General features: G+C 52.5%; 9 protein-coding genes. All 9 read right to left on the bottom strand.

The window, feature by feature from the left end:
• Positions 1-34 precede the first annotated feature (34 nt).
• On the bottom strand, positions 35-5,392 hold the full coding sequence (locus QMO62_RS02115; RefSeq protein WP_284638377.1) for a CBM96 family carbohydrate-binding protein: 5,358 nt from the start codon (positions 5,390-5,392) through the stop codon (positions 35-37).
• 740 nt (positions 5,393-6,132) lie between these two features.
• Entirely contained in the window at positions 6,133-8,376 is a 2,244-nt protein-coding gene (locus tag QMO62_RS02110; protein WP_284638375.1) for a helix-turn-helix transcriptional regulator, read from the bottom strand.
• A gap of 175 nt (positions 8,377-8,551) precedes the next feature.
• Positions 8,552-10,174 carry a type 2 periplasmic-binding domain-containing protein gene (locus QMO62_RS02105; RefSeq protein WP_284638373.1) on the bottom strand — a complete coding sequence of 541 codons (1,623 nt, stop codon included), beginning with the start codon at positions 10,172-10,174 and terminating at the stop codon, positions 8,552-8,554.
• A gap of 109 nt (positions 10,175-10,283) precedes the next feature.
• Positions 10,284-11,165 (bottom strand): carbohydrate ABC transporter permease, encoded by an 882-nt coding sequence (locus QMO62_RS02100; protein ID WP_284638371.1) that lies wholly within the window; start codon positions 11,163-11,165, stop codon positions 10,284-10,286.
• Between the two features lie 13 nt (positions 11,166-11,178).
• Positions 11,179-12,129, bottom strand: coding sequence for an ABC transporter permease (locus QMO62_RS02095; RefSeq protein ID WP_284638369.1), 951 nt, complete (start codon positions 12,127-12,129; stop codon positions 11,179-11,181).
• Positions 12,130-12,398: 269 nt separating this feature from the next.
• Complete coding sequence (locus tag QMO62_RS02090; RefSeq protein ID WP_284638367.1) at positions 12,399-14,672, bottom strand: helix-turn-helix domain-containing protein; 2,274 nt, start codon at positions 14,670-14,672, stop codon at positions 12,399-12,401.
• A 128-nt stretch (positions 14,673-14,800) separates the two neighbouring features.
• Positions 14,801-16,312 (bottom strand): extracellular solute-binding protein, encoded by a 1,512-nt coding sequence (locus tag QMO62_RS02085; protein WP_284638366.1) that lies wholly within the window; start codon positions 16,310-16,312, stop codon positions 14,801-14,803.
• 38 nt (positions 16,313-16,350) lie between these two features.
• Entirely contained in the window at positions 16,351-17,232 is an 882-nt protein-coding gene (locus QMO62_RS02080) for a carbohydrate ABC transporter permease (protein ID WP_284638364.1), read from the bottom strand.
• A 20-nt stretch (positions 17,233-17,252) separates the two neighbouring features.
• The gene (locus tag QMO62_RS02075; protein ID WP_284644833.1) at positions 17,253-18,149 is read right to left on the bottom strand and encodes an ABC transporter permease; all 897 of its coding nucleotides are present in this window, start codon (positions 18,147-18,149) and stop codon (positions 17,253-17,255) included.
• Between the last annotated feature and the right edge of the window lie 9 nt (positions 18,150-18,158).

Genomic DNA, 18,158 nt, shown 5'->3' with positions numbered 1-18,158 from the left:
CCAGGACTGCCGTTCTCACGCGCGTAATTTTGTATTACCGCTGAAAGGTTCCTTGAAACGGCTTGACGAAAGTACTATAGAGCAGCTCCTGCCCGCTGGCGTTGAGGCCCCAAAGCTGTAAACTCAGCAAGGCTGCCTCTTTCCCGTTCTTCCCGTCGCTAACCGCCATCATACGTACCCTATAGCGATTACCTTGCGGATCACTAGCGGTCGTCTGCCAATACGTTTGATCTCCTTCAATAACAAGCCACTCTGCCGTTTCCCCTCGAAGCTCCAGTCCAAGCGGTTCGGCATGGAGACGCAGTTGACCGGGGAGGCTGCTGCCGGCCTGCTGTTCCCAATGGATATTGACATGCAGCTTCTTGGCTTTCGGGCCGAAGAGGCTTCCCGCCTCATCAAGCGGGATGAACCCGTTCATGTCCAAGCCTCTTTGCGTTCTATCGTATACGGCGGCGGTTACTACTGCCGATGTTGTTTGGTAGTACGCATTCGGCTGAATGTCGAACCGAATTTCATATAATCCTGCCGGAAGCTGTGCGGGAATGTGTGCAATTCCTGCCTCGTCAGTCGCATACACGGCTTCGGTCACGGATACGGCAAAGCGGGAGCCGTCCGGATGAATGCGAGTAACATGGGCAGTCACCGGGATCCCCTCCCTGCGGCCAAGCTCCGCATCGTCTTGCTGTAAGGTGACCTCTATCGTTTGCAGACCTCCTGCGGTGAAAAGCTGTGGATCTGTCGCCCGGAGGGAAGCCTGTTCTTTACGGACGATCAGCTTGGATTCGGACGTGCTTCCTTGGTATTCCGCCCGGATCGGCCATTCCCCGGTATCAGCTATGCTATCCGCAGCTTGCTGAATGGTATATCTTATCGTGGCAACACCTGCATGATCCGTTTCAGCAAAGCCAATCCGCTCCTGCTCGACATGGAATTCAACCGTCTCGCCGGCGATCGGCTTGCCGTTCGCATCCGTCAAGCTTGCCTTCAGCTCTACGGAATCGCTGTACGTTCCTTCGGCCTGGTCCAGGACAAGCTGCGTTCCTTGCTTCATCCACTCCAGGGTGCGGAACAGCTTCGGCTCCTTCGTACCGCCGATGCCCGATCCCCATTCAATATAACCTTTGCGCTGCACACCGTCGTTGTCGTTCAGCAGAAGCGAGAAGCTGACCGCTTCGTTTGCGTCCGGCCGGATCGGCGCCAGCTCAGACCAAGGCAGCGCGAGCTCATATAGAGTGGTTTGCCGGGCCTCATCCCGGCTAATCCTCAGGTTTCCGTTGTCGACCAGTCCCGTTGAGATACCGGGCGGCGAAAGAAAACGATAGATTTGCGGCCCGGCAGGCGTCTGAGCGACGCCGTATTCATACCATTGCTTGCTCTCGCCAGGTATGCCTGGTGCCAGGGCAAACTGGATGCCGTCGTTCTGCCACTGGTCCCCGCCTCCGGCCGGATATGCCCAGACATTGTCGGTAATCTTGGCGGTCATATAAAAATGCTCCCGGTCCCAATGCACCCACACGAGTCCACTGGCATCCGCCGGACCGGAGTAGCCGGATATCTTGTTATTTGCCTTGGACAGATCGATGAGGGCCTCATCTAAGGCTTCATCAATCGTTCCGTCCACTTGAATGGTCCGGTGAGCTACCGGGTTAAATTCAAGAGTACCGGATACGGGGATAGGTCCGAAGCCTTCCAGCCATACCGTTGCCTTAAATGTGTAGCTTTTCCCGTATTCAACGGTTCCGGCTTCCCATGAGAACGTTTCTTTCGTTGCCGGCGCGATCACTTTACCTTCATTCGTCGTTCCGGTTCGGCTGCCCATCTCCCAATCGACTTTGACTACCTTCAGCGGCTTGGCGCTAAAATGATTGCTAATGTCCGCCTTCAGGCTGCCGGAACGGGAAGCCTCGTCGTCAATCACTGGCCGTATACGAACAGCATAAGGCTCACCGATGCGAACCTGCCTGAGAACATAGCCGATTTTTTTGCCCTCCGAGTGCAAATCGCCCTGGATGCGCTTGGCCCCCAGCCGGTCCACCGCGCCGAGCTGCATCGTCCGGTTGACGGTAGCATTCGGTCCAGCTGTTAACTCCATCGTCTGGTTCTCGGAAGATAATGTAACCGTCAGCGGTTCACCTAGCGGATTGGTCAGACGGACACCGAGCTGCACCGGCTCCGTGAGTACCGCCTGGTCGCTTGACGTAACGGTAAACGTGTTATCTGGTACCATGCCTTGGATCGTTCCTTTGATGTACACCGGTTCGCCGTTCAATGTCACGTACACTTTGCCATGAAACGGCTCATACACCTTCGTGTTGCCCATGATGTCTGTAATTTCCAGCGGCTGGGTCGTAGCAATGGCCATGGCTTGGGGGCTGATCGACCACGCAACGCGTATATCCGAGTTATCCTTTCGGAATAAGTGACTATAGACACCGTCTTGTGTCGTATCCTTGGCTACGTACTCCGCCCCGGTCAGCTGCCGGGTCATCGCTGCATAGGCTGCATAAGCCGGTTTAGGCGTATGCTTGCCCTGCGCATCAGAAGCGTTGCGGATGACTCCGAAGTTGTCTTCGTTGTAATCTATTTTCGTGCCGTCATTCATGAAGTCGTACCAGAAAATCTTCTCGATTCCCGAAGCAAGTGCCAGGACGTGGCCGCGTACCAGATAGTCAGCTTGCGGCAGCTCTTCCGTCCCCCTGCCTCCGAGATGCGTAGGCCATCCGAACTCTGTAATCCAGATCGGCTTCAGCTGTCCGTTATTGTATTTACGAATCAGCTGCTTTACGTTCTCCAGCTGTTCCGTTAACCCTTCCGGTGCGGCCGGATATTGATACGGATGTATGGAGACCGCATCCATATATTGGAGTCCGCCGAGCTTAAATACGTCCTCCATCCAGGTCAGCGGTACGCCGGCCGTCGCCATACCGACTACGGTCACGTCGGGCCGCTCCGCTTTTACCGTTTCGAAGGTCTTTTTCAGCAGTGGATAGTAATAATCCGGTCTAGAATCGGCAGGACCGTTGCCGCGATCGCCGAAACCGATGTTAAACTCGTTGTATACCTCCAGCCATTTCAGCTGACTGCCGTAATGATCGAAATACGATTTGGCGTAACGGGCGAAGCCTTCCCGGCCTTCATCCGTATACGGAGTGCTGTTGTTGTCATACAGTGGATTGTTGTAGCCGGCAACAAACAGCATATTTTCCTGCTGCTCCTTCAGCTTCGTCATGTAATTGTCCGGAACCGGTGAGAAGGTATATACGCCCTTCTGCTTTTCAATCCCGTTCCACTCGATTCCATCCCTCACATTTTTCGCTCCGGAGTATTGGATGAGATCGATCAAGTCCGCGCCCCATCCAAATCCCGTTCTATGCAAGTGTGTTGCGAAGCCGAAGGGGGAGTCCTGCACCTGATTTAAATCAAAAGACGACAGCACGGCAAAAGGAGTACTCAGCACGACAGGCTGCAAGCCGGGTGCCTCCAAACTTACCTTCATGGTAAAATAACCCTTTTGCTCGAATGGGATAGAGAGCTCAAGCTCCCCGCCGCTTACCGGCGAAGCCCCTCGGGTCACCTCGCGTCCCCAAGCGTCTTCCACAAGCCAGTTCACCGTACTTCTTCCGGTACGTATTCGGAATTGCACCGGATCGGGCTGCACGAATATATTGCCTTGCTTCACTTGCAGCAGCTCATTCCCCGACGTCCGTACCGTAACGAACGGTCCGTCCGTGCTCCAGCGACCGGCGCTGTCCCCTGCCTGCACCCGGAAGGTGTAGCTTCGGTTGCTTTCGAGATCGCTTACAGCTATCGACGGGGAAGCCGCTGCAGGCAGCTCCTGCAGAAGCTCGCCGTCCTTATACACTCGATACGCCGAAACGTCCGCCCCGCCGGTTGTTTGCGGCTTCGTCCAGGTAAGGGCAAGCGACGTCTCCTGAACGCCCAGGGGTTCCACTTTGCTGCCTTGGGGCCAATAAGGTGCCTGCACATCAGAAGGGAGTGCCGAGATAAGCAAGTACGGCTTATGGATATCCTCTTTGCTTTTGAACACAGTGGCATAGCCCGGGTTGATGTCCTGGAATAAGGAGAGTGTCGCGTACCCTCCCTCGGAAGCCTGCTTGCGGATATAAGACGTGACGTCGATTTGGTTCCACCTCATGGTCCGGTTCATGTCAAACCTTCCCAGGAAATGCTCCGTCTCCGGTTTATTGTTCCAGGTTAGAGCCTGCTCGGTCCAATCGTGCCGCTCCCCTCCCGCAACCGAGGTGCTTAGTGAAGTCGGTCCGGGCTCCGTTATGGCACCGTAGATCATCAGCTTGGCGGAGCCGATATCCTCCGTCCGTACGCCGTTTAAGTCAAAACGAAGATAGGATCGCCGTGTCAGATCCGGCACGTTGTTTTTCACAAGCAAATCAACCGCTTGGCCGAAATTCCGGTCCCCGGCGGATCCCGCGTTGCCGTAGGCATCATCCGTCGGCACTTTGGTCTGTGTCGTGCTGTAGAGAGGCCCGTCAGTCGTCCAATGTCCGTCCGCATCTCCGGCCTGAATCTGGATCGTATACGGTTTACCGCTTTGTAAGCCCGTCACCGTAAACTCTCGTGAAGTCCCCGGCAGCGTCTGAAGAAGCGTGCCGTTCCGGTAAACCCGGTAGCCCGTTACCTGAGTCTGATGATCCGCCGGTGTCCACTGGAGGGTAAGATTGCTCCCGGCCGCGCCACCCCCGGTTAAGCTGCTGCCTGATGGCCATGTCGGCATTTCAGGCATTGCAGGAGCCCCTGATATGACCAGTTGCGGCTGGTACGCAGAGCTTTCCTTACTTTTGAAAGTCACTACATAACCCGGTGATGTTTCCTGAGTCAGAATCAAGGTGGCACTCCCATCGCCCTGTGCCTGCTTGCGGACGAACGAAGTCACATCCACTTCATGCCAACGTGCTGTAGGGTTGACAGTAAATTGGCCGAGCCAATATTCGGCCTCCGGCTTGCTGCCCCAATTCATCGTTGATTCGGACCAGCCGTCCTGCTCACCGCCAAGTACGGAAATGCCGACCGACGTAACCCCCGGCTCCGTGACACTGCCATAAATTCTAAGCTTGGCAGAGCCGATGGTTTCCAATGAATACGGTTTCAAATCAAACCGTAGGAAGGCTTGACGCGTCACATTGGGATCTGCTGCCTGGTACTTGACCAAGAGGTCCGCGGATGCTCCAAAATTTTGCTCGGACTTGCTGCCGGCATTGACATAGGTGTCATCCGTCGGGGACAACGTGCCTGCCTCCGCGGCGGAAACCGAGGAGCCTTCATACCCTGCGGCCGTACACAAGAGAGCGGCTGTGAGCATCGCCGCCAAAATCCTGCTGCGAGTATACCTACGCCAGCTTCGTAACCCTTTCATGCTACATTTCCTCCTCGCTATCTTGGGAATCGTGCGCTAACCTCTTTAGTTAACGCCAAATCGGAGGAGGTATCCATAGACAAGAATCGTTCGATAAGCAATAATCCCGATTGGTCGAAACTGTATATGGTGGAAAAGTGTTGATGGCCGGCTCCCGCTGAACAAAAGATAGCCCTTGGTGCCTCCTAATCGCACGTTTGCCACTATATCGCTAATCTCGGCCCAACGGCCGCCTGTAATCGCACATTTGCAATTAACAGGGCTATAGGGCGCGAAAATCCGGCTATACCTCCTGCATAATCGCACATTTGCCACTACACATGCCTATCTCGGCACACCGGGCACGTGTAATCGCATATCTGCAATTACCCGGGCCATAGAGCGCGAAAATCCGGCCATACCTCCTGCCTAATCGCAAATTTGCCACTACACATGCCTATATCGGAACACCGGGCACGTGTAATCGCATATCTGCAATTACCCGGGCCATAGAGCGCGAAAATCCGGCCATACCTCCTGCCTAATCGCAAATTTGCCACTACACTCGCCAATCTCGGCCCACCGGAAACCTGTAATCGCACATTTGCAATTAGCCGGGCCATAGCGCGCGAACCCCTTTATTCCCTATAGGTAAGAAAAAACCCGGCCACCGGCCGGGCGTGCTAAAAACATACTTTCGGCGCGTAAGGAGGCATGCTCATCGGATCCCGCCCCGTTCCACTCGCGCTCCTATGGCTACTCTACAACTCCCGCCCCTTCAACTGCAAAGCACTGTGCTTACGATAATCACCCGGCGTTACATTCATGACCTTCTTAAACATCCGGATGAACGACAAAGAATGCGTATAGCCTACCTTCATCGCAATGTCCTGAATGGGAGCCTTCGTTTCCTCCAGCAGCTCCCTCGCATGCCTTATTCGCAGAAGAGCCAAGTAATCGATGAACTTCTCGCCCATCTCATCCTTAAACAGCTGACTGACATACTTCGTGTTCAGCTGGAAGTGATCGCTGATCATTTGCAGGGATAAATTAGGATCCGCATAGCGTTCTTCGATATACGACTTGATTTCCAGGATCAAGGTATGACCGCTGCGCTTCTCGCGCATGTGATTCAGATGCTCGAACGCCTTGCGCAGCAGCTCGTAGAATTGGGACTCCACCTCGTCCAGCGTTTCGAAGGTTTCCACCGCCGCCGTGAGCCCGGGATGAATTTCCTGCTCCCACAGCCCCCGGTAGTCTTGGGCCATCTCCTTGAGGGACTGGTTGAGATCATAGCTTAAATAGTTGGCCGCAATGACGATTTCTTCCTTTGAGCTCAGGTTGAGGCGCAAATTCGCGAACACCTCCCTGAACACCGTCTCCCACTCTTCATTATTTTGCCTGAAGCAGGAAGTCAGCTTACGGATCACATCCAGATTGTCGTAAATCGTACTTTCGGACTTCGCTTTCATCTCGGAATAGAGGAAGGTCCCCGAGCCCCCAAGCACCGTCTTGTATTTCAATGCATTCATCGCGTCCTCGTAGGAAAGAGGAATTTCATTGACCTCCTCTACCCCTGAACCGAAGCCGGAGGTGACGGAAAAATGAAGATTGCTCGTCACCCACGCATTCAGCTCTTCCCCGACGGCTTTCAGAGCTTGCAAGCTCTCTGCTTCCTCGCCCGTCATTCCGAACAGAACGCCTAGGCGATCATTCGCGATCCATTCCGTCCACACCGCGATGTCATGCTTCCCTCCGATTTCATTGACCACGCTTTTCACAACAAATTTCAGCAGGCTCTGGTCCCGTTGATTATAAATACTGACAAAGTCCTGATGTTTATCAATCTCCACCACCGCTGCAATGAAGAGGGGCTTCTCGCCCCCGAAGTACAATCCGTTCAGCTCCCCGCTCCATTCGTCAGCTGAAATCGCCCTGCTGCCGGTCATCACCTCCTGGAAAAAGTATTGGCGCCGGTACAGCAAATCCTCCTGAAACTGCTGATCGTATTTATTGGACTGCTCAATTAACCGGTTCAAGGCCGTCTCTATAAAAACAAATTCATCATTCCCGCTGGAGGCCGTGAGCGTCTGGCTGCGCTGTACAGCAAACTGCCGGATTTGTTCCACGATCATCTCCACCGGCCTGTAATTACGCCTTGTTACAATGATGAGTCCAATCGCGCCAATAAGTAATGTCACCGCGGTAATGCCGAGCCAGATCCAGTGGATATGGGAAAACACGTAGAACAAGCCGCCATCGCGTAAGCCGCTGTGAATGATCCAGCCGGTATAGCCGGAAACCGCGGAATTGATCTCGGATCCCACCCGCGGAGCATTCGCGTTCAGAATGTCATTGCCGTTCTGGTCCTCCAGTCGAATGTAGCTGAATTTGGAGCTGTACATCTCCATTACGTACTTGGAGATCATATCCGCTCCCACGTTAACCACGACGAACCCCTTTTCCCCGCTCAGCAAAGGCACATTGCGAACGAGCGTGACGACGCGCCTCGGCGCTTGATCGGCGAACTCTCTATAAGAGCGGACGGGAAGCCACTTGGTCGGCGCCCCTTTCTGCAGGATCGTTTGGGCAAACTCCTGATCCCCGAATTGACTTAGCGGCATAAGGGAGTTGGTGCTGAGCACCATGCCGTCGGCCATCCGATATAAATACATCGAATCGATGAGAGGCAGGGCTCCCACGATCTCTCGGAGCTTCTCCGAAGGGACAACAAGGCTGCCGAACGTATCCGCAGGCGGCTTAAAGTAATAATCCCTTACGCCTTCGTTGAAATTCGATTCCTTCATGATCTGCTGGTTGATGAGCTCGAGCGTCCGGTCCAGCTGAACGAGCACTTGCTCCATGAACACCTCGTTCGCCCGCTGGGCCTGCTCGCGCGATACATTGTTGACGATGATAAAAAATACGATCGACAAGCTGAAAATGACAAGGAGAAAAATCGGCAAATAAGAAAACAACAGCCGTTTAAACCACTTACCCGGCATTCAATATCCCCCAATAGCTGCGTTATAACCAATTCTTTACCGAAATGTTCATTATGATCAATATACACCTTTCCGTCAATATACTTTATTATAGATCGGACGGGTATCAGAAGCTATTTGACTGCACCCACATGCGAAAAACGGCACCTTCTCGCATAAAGGTGCCGCGCTCCTATTACTTTTTCTCGTAAATATCCATGACATTCACGATCTTATCTTTGTTCTTGTTATAGTACGTGTTGTACCATTCGTCGATCTTCCCGCCGCCGGCCTTGGTCCACATGTCCTTCGCCGTTTGGGTTGCTTTCTCGGCGGTGTAGTCCTTGGTGACGATCGCCTTCGTGTACTCATCCCCCAGCTTGGAAACGCTCTGTACAATCAGATTCAAGTCGTTCGGCATCGCAGGGGCATTCAGGAAAAAGCCGGGCATAGGGGTGGCCGGATTCAAGTAAATTTTACGGGCCGTCTCCAGAATCTCTTTGTATTCTTTACCGACCGTTGTAGCTGTGTCAATCTCCATCAAACGAGGATCGCATTTGCGGGTAGCATCGGTCGAGCTGCTGATCATCGAGTAGTCAACGTTCCAATCTCTTTCCTTTTTATTTTTTTCCATGTCTATCGGTGCCGGACAGCCGCTCGCATCCAGTTTATAGTGCTCGCCCTCGACTCCCCATTTGAGCTTCTTCACCGTGTCTTCCTTGTTCAAGAAGTCAATATACTTGATGACGGATACGGGATCCTTCGCCGCAGCGTTGACAACACCCGGCGTTTGGGCTGGCGCGGAAATCGCCGGAGCAAACTGGCCGAAGGAGCTCTTGGGAAGCACAATCGGGATAACCTGAGCTTCAGGCACGTTTTTCTTCAAGGCCTCAAAGGTTGATTTCACGTCAGCCCACTGCATCGTGTAGAAGCCAATCTTTCCGTTGACAAAATCGCGCTTGGCCTTCTCCCCGTTCGCATCGGCTGCAAAATCCTTATCGATCAGGCCGTCCTGATACAATCGTTTCTTAAAATCGGTAATTGCCTCCAGCTGCTTCCATGGATAGACCATCTTTCCGTCCTCCAGCGCGTGGCCCGCACCCGGCAGTCCGAAGATCCAGTTGAAAATATTTTGGTTAAACCCGCCTCCGAGCGACATCCCGAACGTGTCCTTTTTGCCGTTGCCGTCCGGATCGTTCTCGGTAAACGCTTTAGCGACAGCAAACAATTCCTCGGTCGTTTTCGGAGCTTCCAGATTCAGCTTCTTGAGCCAGTCCGCCCTCACCAGGAATACCCAGTTGATATCCGTCTGGGTAAACGCGCCGACCTCGTAGAGCTTACCGTCATCCTGTGTCCCCAGCTTGCGCAGGATCGGATATTTGCTCAGCAGCGCCTTATATTCCACGCTGTGCTTCTCAATCAAATCGTCCAACGGCATAAGCTGCTTGGATGCGTACCAGGCATTTTTATTCAGCGGATTGTAGTCCTGGATGAAATCCGGCGCAGAGCCCGAGGCAAGAAGGACATTCAGCTTATCCTCCGGCTTGTTGCGCGGAATCGGCACGAAGGTAACCTCTGCCGGCGCATTTTTGTTAATCCATTCGGTCCAGCGGTTCTTCTCATAGTTGCCCTCTTCCGCAGGAACGCGGCCCCTGTCGTAGACCATGACGGAAATTTTCCCTTTTTTCGTGCCCGACGAATCGCCTGGGCTTCCCGCCGTTTGCCCTTTGCCCGCTTCTTGACTGCAGCCCGCTAGAACGGCCCCCGCTGCGAGTACGGAAGTAAGTGCTAACGCGATCGTTTTCTTTTTTTGTTGCATACCGATTCCTCCCTTTTGTAGTGACGAACGAAAAGCTATCTATCTTAACGCTAACCGAGTCCTCTTTTTTTTCATCACCTCCAACTATAATCAAACCGCGACCAAACATCTAGCCCTTGATGGAACCGATCATGACGCCCTTCACGAAATACTTCTGCAGGAACGGATAGACCAGAAGCATAGGTAGCAGCATGGCGATAACACCGGCCGATTGAATCGACTGTGGAGTAACCGACTGGGTCATGTCCTCGCTGAGCCTTCCTTCCGTAACCTGCTGCGACAGCTGACTGTTCATAATCATCTGTTGGACAAGAACGGTAAGATTATGCTTTTCCGACGAGTTGATATAAATCATGACGTTGAAGAACGAATTCCAATGCCCGACCGCGTAGAACAAGATCAGGGTAGCAATCACCGGCATGGACAAGGGCAGCATAATTTGCATGATCAGGCGGGTTTCGCTGCATCCGTCTATGCGGGCGGCGTCCTCCAGCTCCCCCGGGATATTCTCGAAAAAGGTCTTGAGCACCAGCAGGTTGTATACACTGACCAAGGCGGGGAGCCAAAGCGCTCCATAAGTGTTGACCAGCCCCAAGCTCTTGATCAGTAAATAGTTTGGAATCAATCCGGCCGTAAACAGCATCGTAAAGACGATCAGCAGGGTAAACGGCTTTCTCCAGTAAAAATAAGTGCGCGATAACGGGTACGCGGCGAGGATCGTAAACAATAGGTTCAAGACGGTACCCACTACCGTAATCACTACGCTGTTCTGAAAGGCTTTCACAATCTGGGTTCCTTCCACCAGCAGCTTGTAGGAATCCAGCGTAAAGCCGACCGGCCAAAGACCCACAAAGCCCGACAGGACGGCGTGCTCAGAGCTTAAGGAAAGCGATGCGATATGCAAAATAGGCAGGATGCAGCTGATGCCGAACAGACCGAGCAGCACATAATTGAAGCCGAAAAAAAGCTTTTCACCGAATGACGGTCTCATGATCTCTTCTCCTTTACCACAGGCCTTCGCCGAATTTTCGTGCGATTTTGTTTGCAAGCAGCACCAGCACCAGTCCGACCAGCGATTGGAAAAATCCCAGAGCGGTGGTAATGCTGAATTGACCGCGTCCCAGCCCCACCTCATAGCTCCAGACACTAATGACGTTCGCAATATCTCCTACCATCGGATTTTTCAGCACAAAGATTTGGTCAAAGCCGACGTCCATGACATGCTCCAAGGAAAGAATCAGCATCAGGATGATAACCGGTCGAATGCCGGGAAGCGTAATATGCCACATTTGCCTGAATTTGTTCGCTCCGTCCAGGCTCGAGGATTCGTACAAGCTCGGATCGATATTGCCGAGTGCCGCCAAATAAATGATGGCCCCGAAGCCGGCTTCCTTCCAGATGCCTGAGCCGAGAAAGACGCCCAGCCACGTCGATTTATCATACAGGAACGCAATCTTTTCTCCGCCGAAGGCCGTAATGATTTTGTTGACGATCCCCTGCTCCTGGGCAAAGATCAGCACGACAAACGATCCGATGATGACCCAGTTTAAAAAATGCGGCAAATAGACGAGCGTCTGAATCGTCCGTTTATAGAGCATCCCGCGAATTTCGTTTAACAGGATGGCCAGAAGAATCGGAAACGGGAACGAAACGAGAATGGACAGCAGGCTGATAAAAAACGTGTTTTTGATAATATCCAGCATCATGGGACTGTTGAACAACAGCCGGAAGTTATCCAGCCCTGCCCAGGGGCTGTTAAGGATGCCGTCCGCCATATTATAGTTTTTGAAGGCGATGATCAGTCCCCCCATCGGTATATATTTGAAAGTAATAAAATACAACAGGATCGGAGCAAACATCATGATGAGCGGGACATTCATTTTGAAGCGCCGCCTCCGTTGAAGTGCTTTGGCCGTGTGACCTGCAGCCGCCAATTGAACATTGTGATTCCTCATGTACTCTTCTCCTTATCCGTGTAGGATTCCATGCAGTATGCTGTCGTGGTACACCTCTCATTCAAACGCATGCTGAGGCTGAAATCCATACACAAGTTTCATTCCGGTATACGATAATCCGGTTACGGCGCGCTTTTGCTGAAATTGTATATCGACGATTTTTGAATACCGGCGGCGTCTGCAGGCATGACAAAAAGCCTGCCCCTGAAGGCAGGCCCGATAACGGGTTATGATTGAATATATTCATGAGGGGACGATCGGCGGTACACTTACCCTTCCTCGCGGTATTGCCCCGGCGTCATGCCTACCGTTTTGCGGAAGGATCGAATAAAGTTGGCGGAGTTGTTGTACTGTAATCGTTCGGCGATTTCGACAATCTTCAGATCGGACTCCTTCAGCCATTTCTTGGCCATATCGATCCGATACTGCGTTAAATACTCACCGAAATTAATGCCGGTCTCCTGGCGGAATACGCGACTCACGTAGTGAGGGTGGTAGTTGATGCGGGAAGAGCACTTCTCCAGTGTAAGCTCCGAATCGAACTCGCGATGAATCATATCGATCACCGCTTCCGAAATATGCTTGAACTGGGAATCCCGTCGATTGCCCAGCTCCTGAATGTAGGGCAGTACGAACATCGAAAGGAACCACTGCTCCATCTCCTCTACGTTCCGCAGCTTGAACAGAGACTGAATCAAGGAGGCTTCATCTTCGGCGATCCGGTCCATCGGGATGGACAATTCCTGGCCGAATTTGAGGAGGTCGACCAGCAATCGCAGCAGTGACAGCTGATAATCCTGATGCTGCGCACGGGGCTGGAACAGCTCTCCGATCAATTGCTTCAAGGCTTGCTCCGACTGTTCCGGGTCTCCTGCCCGGATTGCATCGAGGAGCGCCTGCTCCCCCTCTTGCGGATACATATACAGATTGCTCTTCTGCGGCTGCACATCCTCGATAAACAAGATCGATTCCTGCCCGAGCCCTACTCTGTATTTTAACGATGTCATCGCTTCATGCAAAGCCTGCTGTGCGTCCGCGAACGAGCTGAAGGGACGGCTGATGCCGATGCTCACCTTCATATTTAAATATTGATAAATCGCCTTTTGGATCTCATCGGACAAGGTGAAAATCTGCTCTTTAAACTCCGCCCCTTCTTCCGATGATCCGATCAGGGTCACCTGGCAATCCGATTTGACAACCGGGACGAGCCGTTGCTCGGTCAGCACAAGCTCACCGACGATATTGCTTATGGCAAACATTAGCAAATCGCGGTCCGTCTCCGCATAGCGGGTTTCCTTCAAAGTATCGATTTGAACGGCTAACACGCACATGGAAGGCCAAGGCTTCTCCAAGCCGTACAAGCTCAATTTTTCTTCGAAATCCGACGGATGGATGGCGCCGCTAAACAATTTTTGCATGAAAAATTCCTTAAGCTGCACCTGCTGCCCCTTGAGCTCATTCATAATCAGCGATTGATTCCTGATCAAATAGTCGACGCGTTCCCCGATCACCTGCAGCTCTTCCTCGCTCTTCGGCTTCTCTTCATCTTGGGAGGAAGGAATGCTGGTGAGCGCGGTATAGATCGATTGAATGGGACTGTACATCTTCTTCGACCCGAACCAAGCGAGAATCAGCGTGACCAGCAAAATCACCACACATACGAGAAGCGTCATCCAGCCGATGATTTGGTTCTGCCCGTTCACTTCCTCGTTAGAGGCGACGGAGACGTAGCTCCAGCCGTTGTAGGAAGACTTCCGGTAGGTGACGGTTACGGTCTCCCCATCCAATTCGGCGGCATATTGGCCGAATGCCTCCTTCGACTCGATGAGGGGCTTTAAGTAGGATTGCCCCGACAGGCTCGTCCCCAGTTGATTACGGTCGTGATGACCGATCACATGGAAGCCCGGATCCATTATGAAGGCGCTGCCGACCTTGCCGTTCTGAAACGTGACCAGTTCCTTCATCACATCGGATGAAAGCACAACGCAGATGATCCCTTTCGGATTGACGGCGTTAAAGGGATACTTTTTCACAAAATAGATGGACTGAAATGAATTCGTCAGGTCGTCCGGTCCGCTGGTCCAGAAGGAGCCTCCCCCCATTCGTGAGAAAGCCTCCAGCTGCGGCCTGAAATCCGGGGAGCTGTATTCGTTCACGCCGTTGCTCGTGACTATCCAATGTTTGCTTAAGCTGAACAGAAAAATATCCTTGATGCCCAGCTCGTAGGTTTGAATTTGGGATATTCCTTTATACAGCTCATGCACCATCTCATAATCCTGGTTCGTTATCTCTTTATCGAAGGCCCCGGTAACGACGGGAGACTGCAGCAGCTGCGTTGCCGAGGTATCAATCGTTCTGAGCGTCTGCTCGACACGCATCTGGGTTTGCTGCAAAAGCTGCTTATTGCCCTCGTTTACTTTCTCCTGTACGGTCCGCGTGGAATTATAGTAGGCAAAGGAACCCAGCACAATGACCGGAATGGTGCCGATCAGGATGGAAAACAACATCAGCTTCAATAAATAAGACGGGGATCGAAATCTCATAATGCCTCCAAGTCATGGTTCCCTGAGTGTACTTCAAGTTTACATAAAATCACTCCATATTGCCATACACTCCTTACGGAAAAAGAGGAAAGGGCCTTATGTCCCTTTCCTCACAACAACAAGCCTCATTACTTCGCCGCTTTGGCGTATTCCGCGTTGAATTCCTCAATGACCTTGCTTCCGCCGCTTTGCTGCCATTTCTCCACCGCTTGCTTCCAGCCGGCCTCATCGATCGAACCCATGATGAACTTCACGGCAGCATCCTCGATAATCTTGGCAAGCTCCTTGCCCTTCTCAATCTCCGTATTGGAGATAAATGGCGCTGCAGGGTTAGCCAGTGCGATGGTAACGTTGTCCTGGAACAGCTTCGTGCTCAGCTTCTCGAGCTCCGTGCCGTAGTTGACCACTTCATTTTGCAAAATCATAAACTGGTTGCCGTCCGTAATTTCCGCCTTGATCTTCGGATCCTGATTTGGCTTATAGCTGCCGTTCTCAACCGTATACTGCTTCCCTTCGATACCGTACTTCATCAGGTTCTGAATGTCCTTCTCGGATACTTTATCGAAGTAAGCAAGAATTTGCTTGAGCTCCGCTTCCGTCTTCACGCTCGTTTTCGGGATCATATACATGCCCAGATAGCCTGCGCCGGCGCGGGTTCTTTCGCCCTTCGGACCGGAAATGCGGTTGAGCAGGTTAATCTTCGCGTTCGGATCCACCTTCTTAAGGTTGTCCTCGATTCCTTTGCCGTCCAGCATATTATCGATCCAAAGCCCCGCTTGCCCTTTATTCATAACGGCCCGGCCGTCCTTGACGAGCGCGAAGTCCTGATTGATGATTTTCTCGTCGTACAGCTTCTTGTAGAACTTCAATGTATCCAGGTAGGCAGCCGTCATATGAGCCGGAACCAGCTTGCCGTCCTTCAGCTCCCACTCGTTCGGACCGCCCATGTAGACAAGCATATCTTTAAAGCCGGCGATGACATTCCCTTGCATCCCCACAGCAAGCCCGATCGTGTCCTGTTTGCCGTTCTTATCCGGGTCGCCCGTTGCGAAAGCCTTCAGAACCGTGTACAGCTCATCTACGTTCTTCGGCGCCTGTAGGCCCAGGTTCGTCAACCAATCCTGACGGATCATCAATCCGAAGCGGGCGAGATCGCGCTCACGGTACACGCCGTAAATTTTGCCGTCGATCGATACGTTCTTCAGGACGATATCCGACATCTTGCTCAGGTTCGGATAGCTTTTCAGATACGGTCCGACCTCCCAGAACATACCGGTTCGGGCGGCATTCACAATGAAGGAGGCCTTCGGCTCCAGCGCAACGAACGTTTTCGGGAGCTCGCCGGATGCAACGGTAGCGCTTAATTTGTCCGTGTAGGACGAGGAAGGCACCCACGATACCGTCAGCTTCGTATTGGTTTTTTCCTCGAGCTGCTTTAGCACCTGGCTGTCTGCGGGCATTTGCTCGGGATTATAGGTCGGCAGCATCATCGTCAGCTGAAGCGGTCCTTGATTCGCTCCGGCATTTCCGCTCCCTTGAGAAGCGGACGGCTCCTTCCCTCCGCAGGCGGTAATGACCAAGGCGGATGCGGCAAGCAACGCTCCGGCTTTGACCCATGTCTTCTGATGTCTTCTGTTCATCTGTAAATCCTCCCTTTTCTCATAAGACTATTATATCTTCAACCTTTAACCGAGCCCAGCAATACCCCTTTGGCAAAGTGCTTCTGCAAAAACGGGTATACCAGCAGGATCGGCAGCGTCGATACCACAATGACCGCCATCTTCACCGACTGCTCCGGCGGAGGGACATAATCCGCTTCCATGGCGGCGGAATCGCCTATACCGCCGGAAGCCAGAATCACGATTTGTCGTAGGAGCACTTGAATCGGCCACTTCGTATTATCATTGATATACAGCACCGCGTTGAAGAACGTATTCCAGTGACCTACCGCGTAAAATAACGAGAAGGTCGCAATGGCAGGCATAGACAGAGGCAGCACGATGCGGAAAAAGATGCCCAAGTCGTTGCAGCCGTCAATTTTGGCCGATTCCTCAAGGCCGTCCGGCAGCTGCTGAAAGAAATTCCGCATAATGATCAGGTTGAAGGCACTGATAGCGCCTGGGATCAGCAGGGACCAATAGGTATTGATCATCCCCAGCTGCTTGACGACCAGAAACGTCGGGATCATCCCGCCGCCGAACAGCATCGTGAACACGACCAGCATCAGGATCGGCTTGCGGAAATCCATATCCTTTCGGGCAAGCGGATACGCCATCAGACACGTAAAGAAAATGTTGATCAGCGTTCCTGCAAGCGTAATGTAAACGGTAACCAGCAAGCTTCTGACAAGGGTTTGCGTAGAGAAAATATACTTGTACGCATCCAGCGTGAACTCCGTCGGGAATAAGATGAATCCCCGCAGCAGCAATTCCTTCTGTGTGGCGAACGAGCCGGCGATGACATAAATAAAGGGGATGACGGTAAGCAAAGCGAACACGATCAACAGCAGCATGTTCAAGCTATCGAATATTCGGCTACCCCAGCTTGGCTTGAGCGGCATGGCCTTTCAACGCTCCTTTTCTAGTAAATACCTTCTTCTCCGAATTTCTTGGCTAAATAATTGGACACAACGACCAGGATCAGCCCGATTACCGATTTAAACAAACCGACCGCCGTACTGAAGCTGTATTGTCCTTGGCTGATCCCGACCGAGTAGACATACGTATCGAATACTTCTCCGACCTCGCGGTTCATCGCGTTCAGCATCAGGAAGATTTGCTCGAAGCCCGTATCTAGAAAATGCCCCAGCCTAAGGATCAACAAGATGACGATCGTGCTGCGAATGGCCGGCAGTGTAATATGCCACAGCTGGCGGAGCCGATTCGCCCCATCCATGCGTGCCGCTTCATACAGCTGCGGGTCAACGCCCGCCAGCGCCGCCAGGAAGATGATCGTGCCCCAGCCGGTTTCCTTCCATATCACTTCAGCGGTAATGATCGTCCGGAACCATTCGTTGCTGACAAGGAAATTGATTTTTTCCCCGCCGAAACGGACAAGCAGTTCATTCACAATGCCGCCTTCCGTCGTTAAGAAGATATAAGCTATCCCGACGACGACGACCCATGACATAAAGTGAGGAATATAAACCAGCGTTTGAACGATGCGCTTCATGAACTCCTGCCTCAGCTCATTGAGCATCAGCGCGATCACGATCGGCAGCGGAAAGAAAAACAAAATATTGTAGGTGGCTAGAATCAACGTATTCCGAAACAGAACGATAAAGTTCGAATCGCCAAATAGACGCTCGAAGTGCTTAAGTCCTACAAACGGACTGTCCCAGAAGCCCAGAAACGGCTGGTAGTCTTTAAATGCGATGAAGATTCCGTACATCGGCCAGTACTTGAAAATAAGAAAGTACAAGAGGCCAGGGAGGACCATGAAATAAAGCCAACGGTTCCGCGCCAGCCTGCCCATCATTGTCGACGG

The sequence above is a fragment of the Paenibacillus silviterrae genome (genome assembly GCF_030167925.1).
Taxonomy (GTDB): Bacteria; Bacillota; Bacilli; order Paenibacillales; family NBRC-103111; genus Paenibacillus_G; species Paenibacillus_G silviterrae.
Note: the sequence above shows the minus strand (reverse complement) of the source record. Positions and strands in the feature narration are given on the sequence as shown.

What these genes read in the sequence shown, in the direction of transcription:
- QMO62_RS02075 (WP_284644833.1), bottom strand. Translation starts at nt 18,149, where the DNA reads ATGATGGGCAGGCTGGCGCGGAACCGTTGGCTTTATTTCATGGTCCTC.
- QMO62_RS02105 (WP_284638373.1), bottom strand. Translation starts at nt 10,174, where the DNA reads ATGCAACAAAAAAAGAAAACGATCGCGTTAGCACTTACTTCCGTACTC.
- QMO62_RS02095 (WP_284638369.1), bottom strand. Translation starts at nt 12,129, where the DNA reads ATGAGGAATCACAATGTTCAATTGGCGGCTGCAGGTCACACGGCCAAA.
- QMO62_RS02110 (WP_284638375.1), bottom strand. Translation starts at nt 8,376, where the DNA reads ATGCCGGGTAAGTGGTTTAAACGGCTGTTGTTTTCTTATTTGCCGATT.
- QMO62_RS02100 (WP_284638371.1), bottom strand. Translation starts at nt 11,165, where the DNA reads ATGAGACCGTCATTCGGTGAAAAGCTTTTTTTCGGCTTCAATTATGTG.
- QMO62_RS02090 (WP_284638367.1), bottom strand. Translation starts at nt 14,672, where the DNA reads ATGAGATTTCGATCCCCGTCTTATTTATTGAAGCTGATGTTGTTTTCC.
- QMO62_RS02115 (WP_284638377.1), bottom strand. Translation starts at nt 5,392, where the DNA reads ATGAAAGGGTTACGAAGCTGGCGTAGGTATACTCGCAGCAGGATTTTG.
- QMO62_RS02085 (WP_284638366.1), bottom strand. Translation starts at nt 16,312, where the DNA reads ATGAACAGAAGACATCAGAAGACATGGGTCAAAGCCGGAGCGTTGCTT.
- QMO62_RS02080 (WP_284638364.1), bottom strand. Translation starts at nt 17,232, where the DNA reads ATGCCGCTCAAGCCAAGCTGGGGTAGCCGAATATTCGATAGCTTGAAC.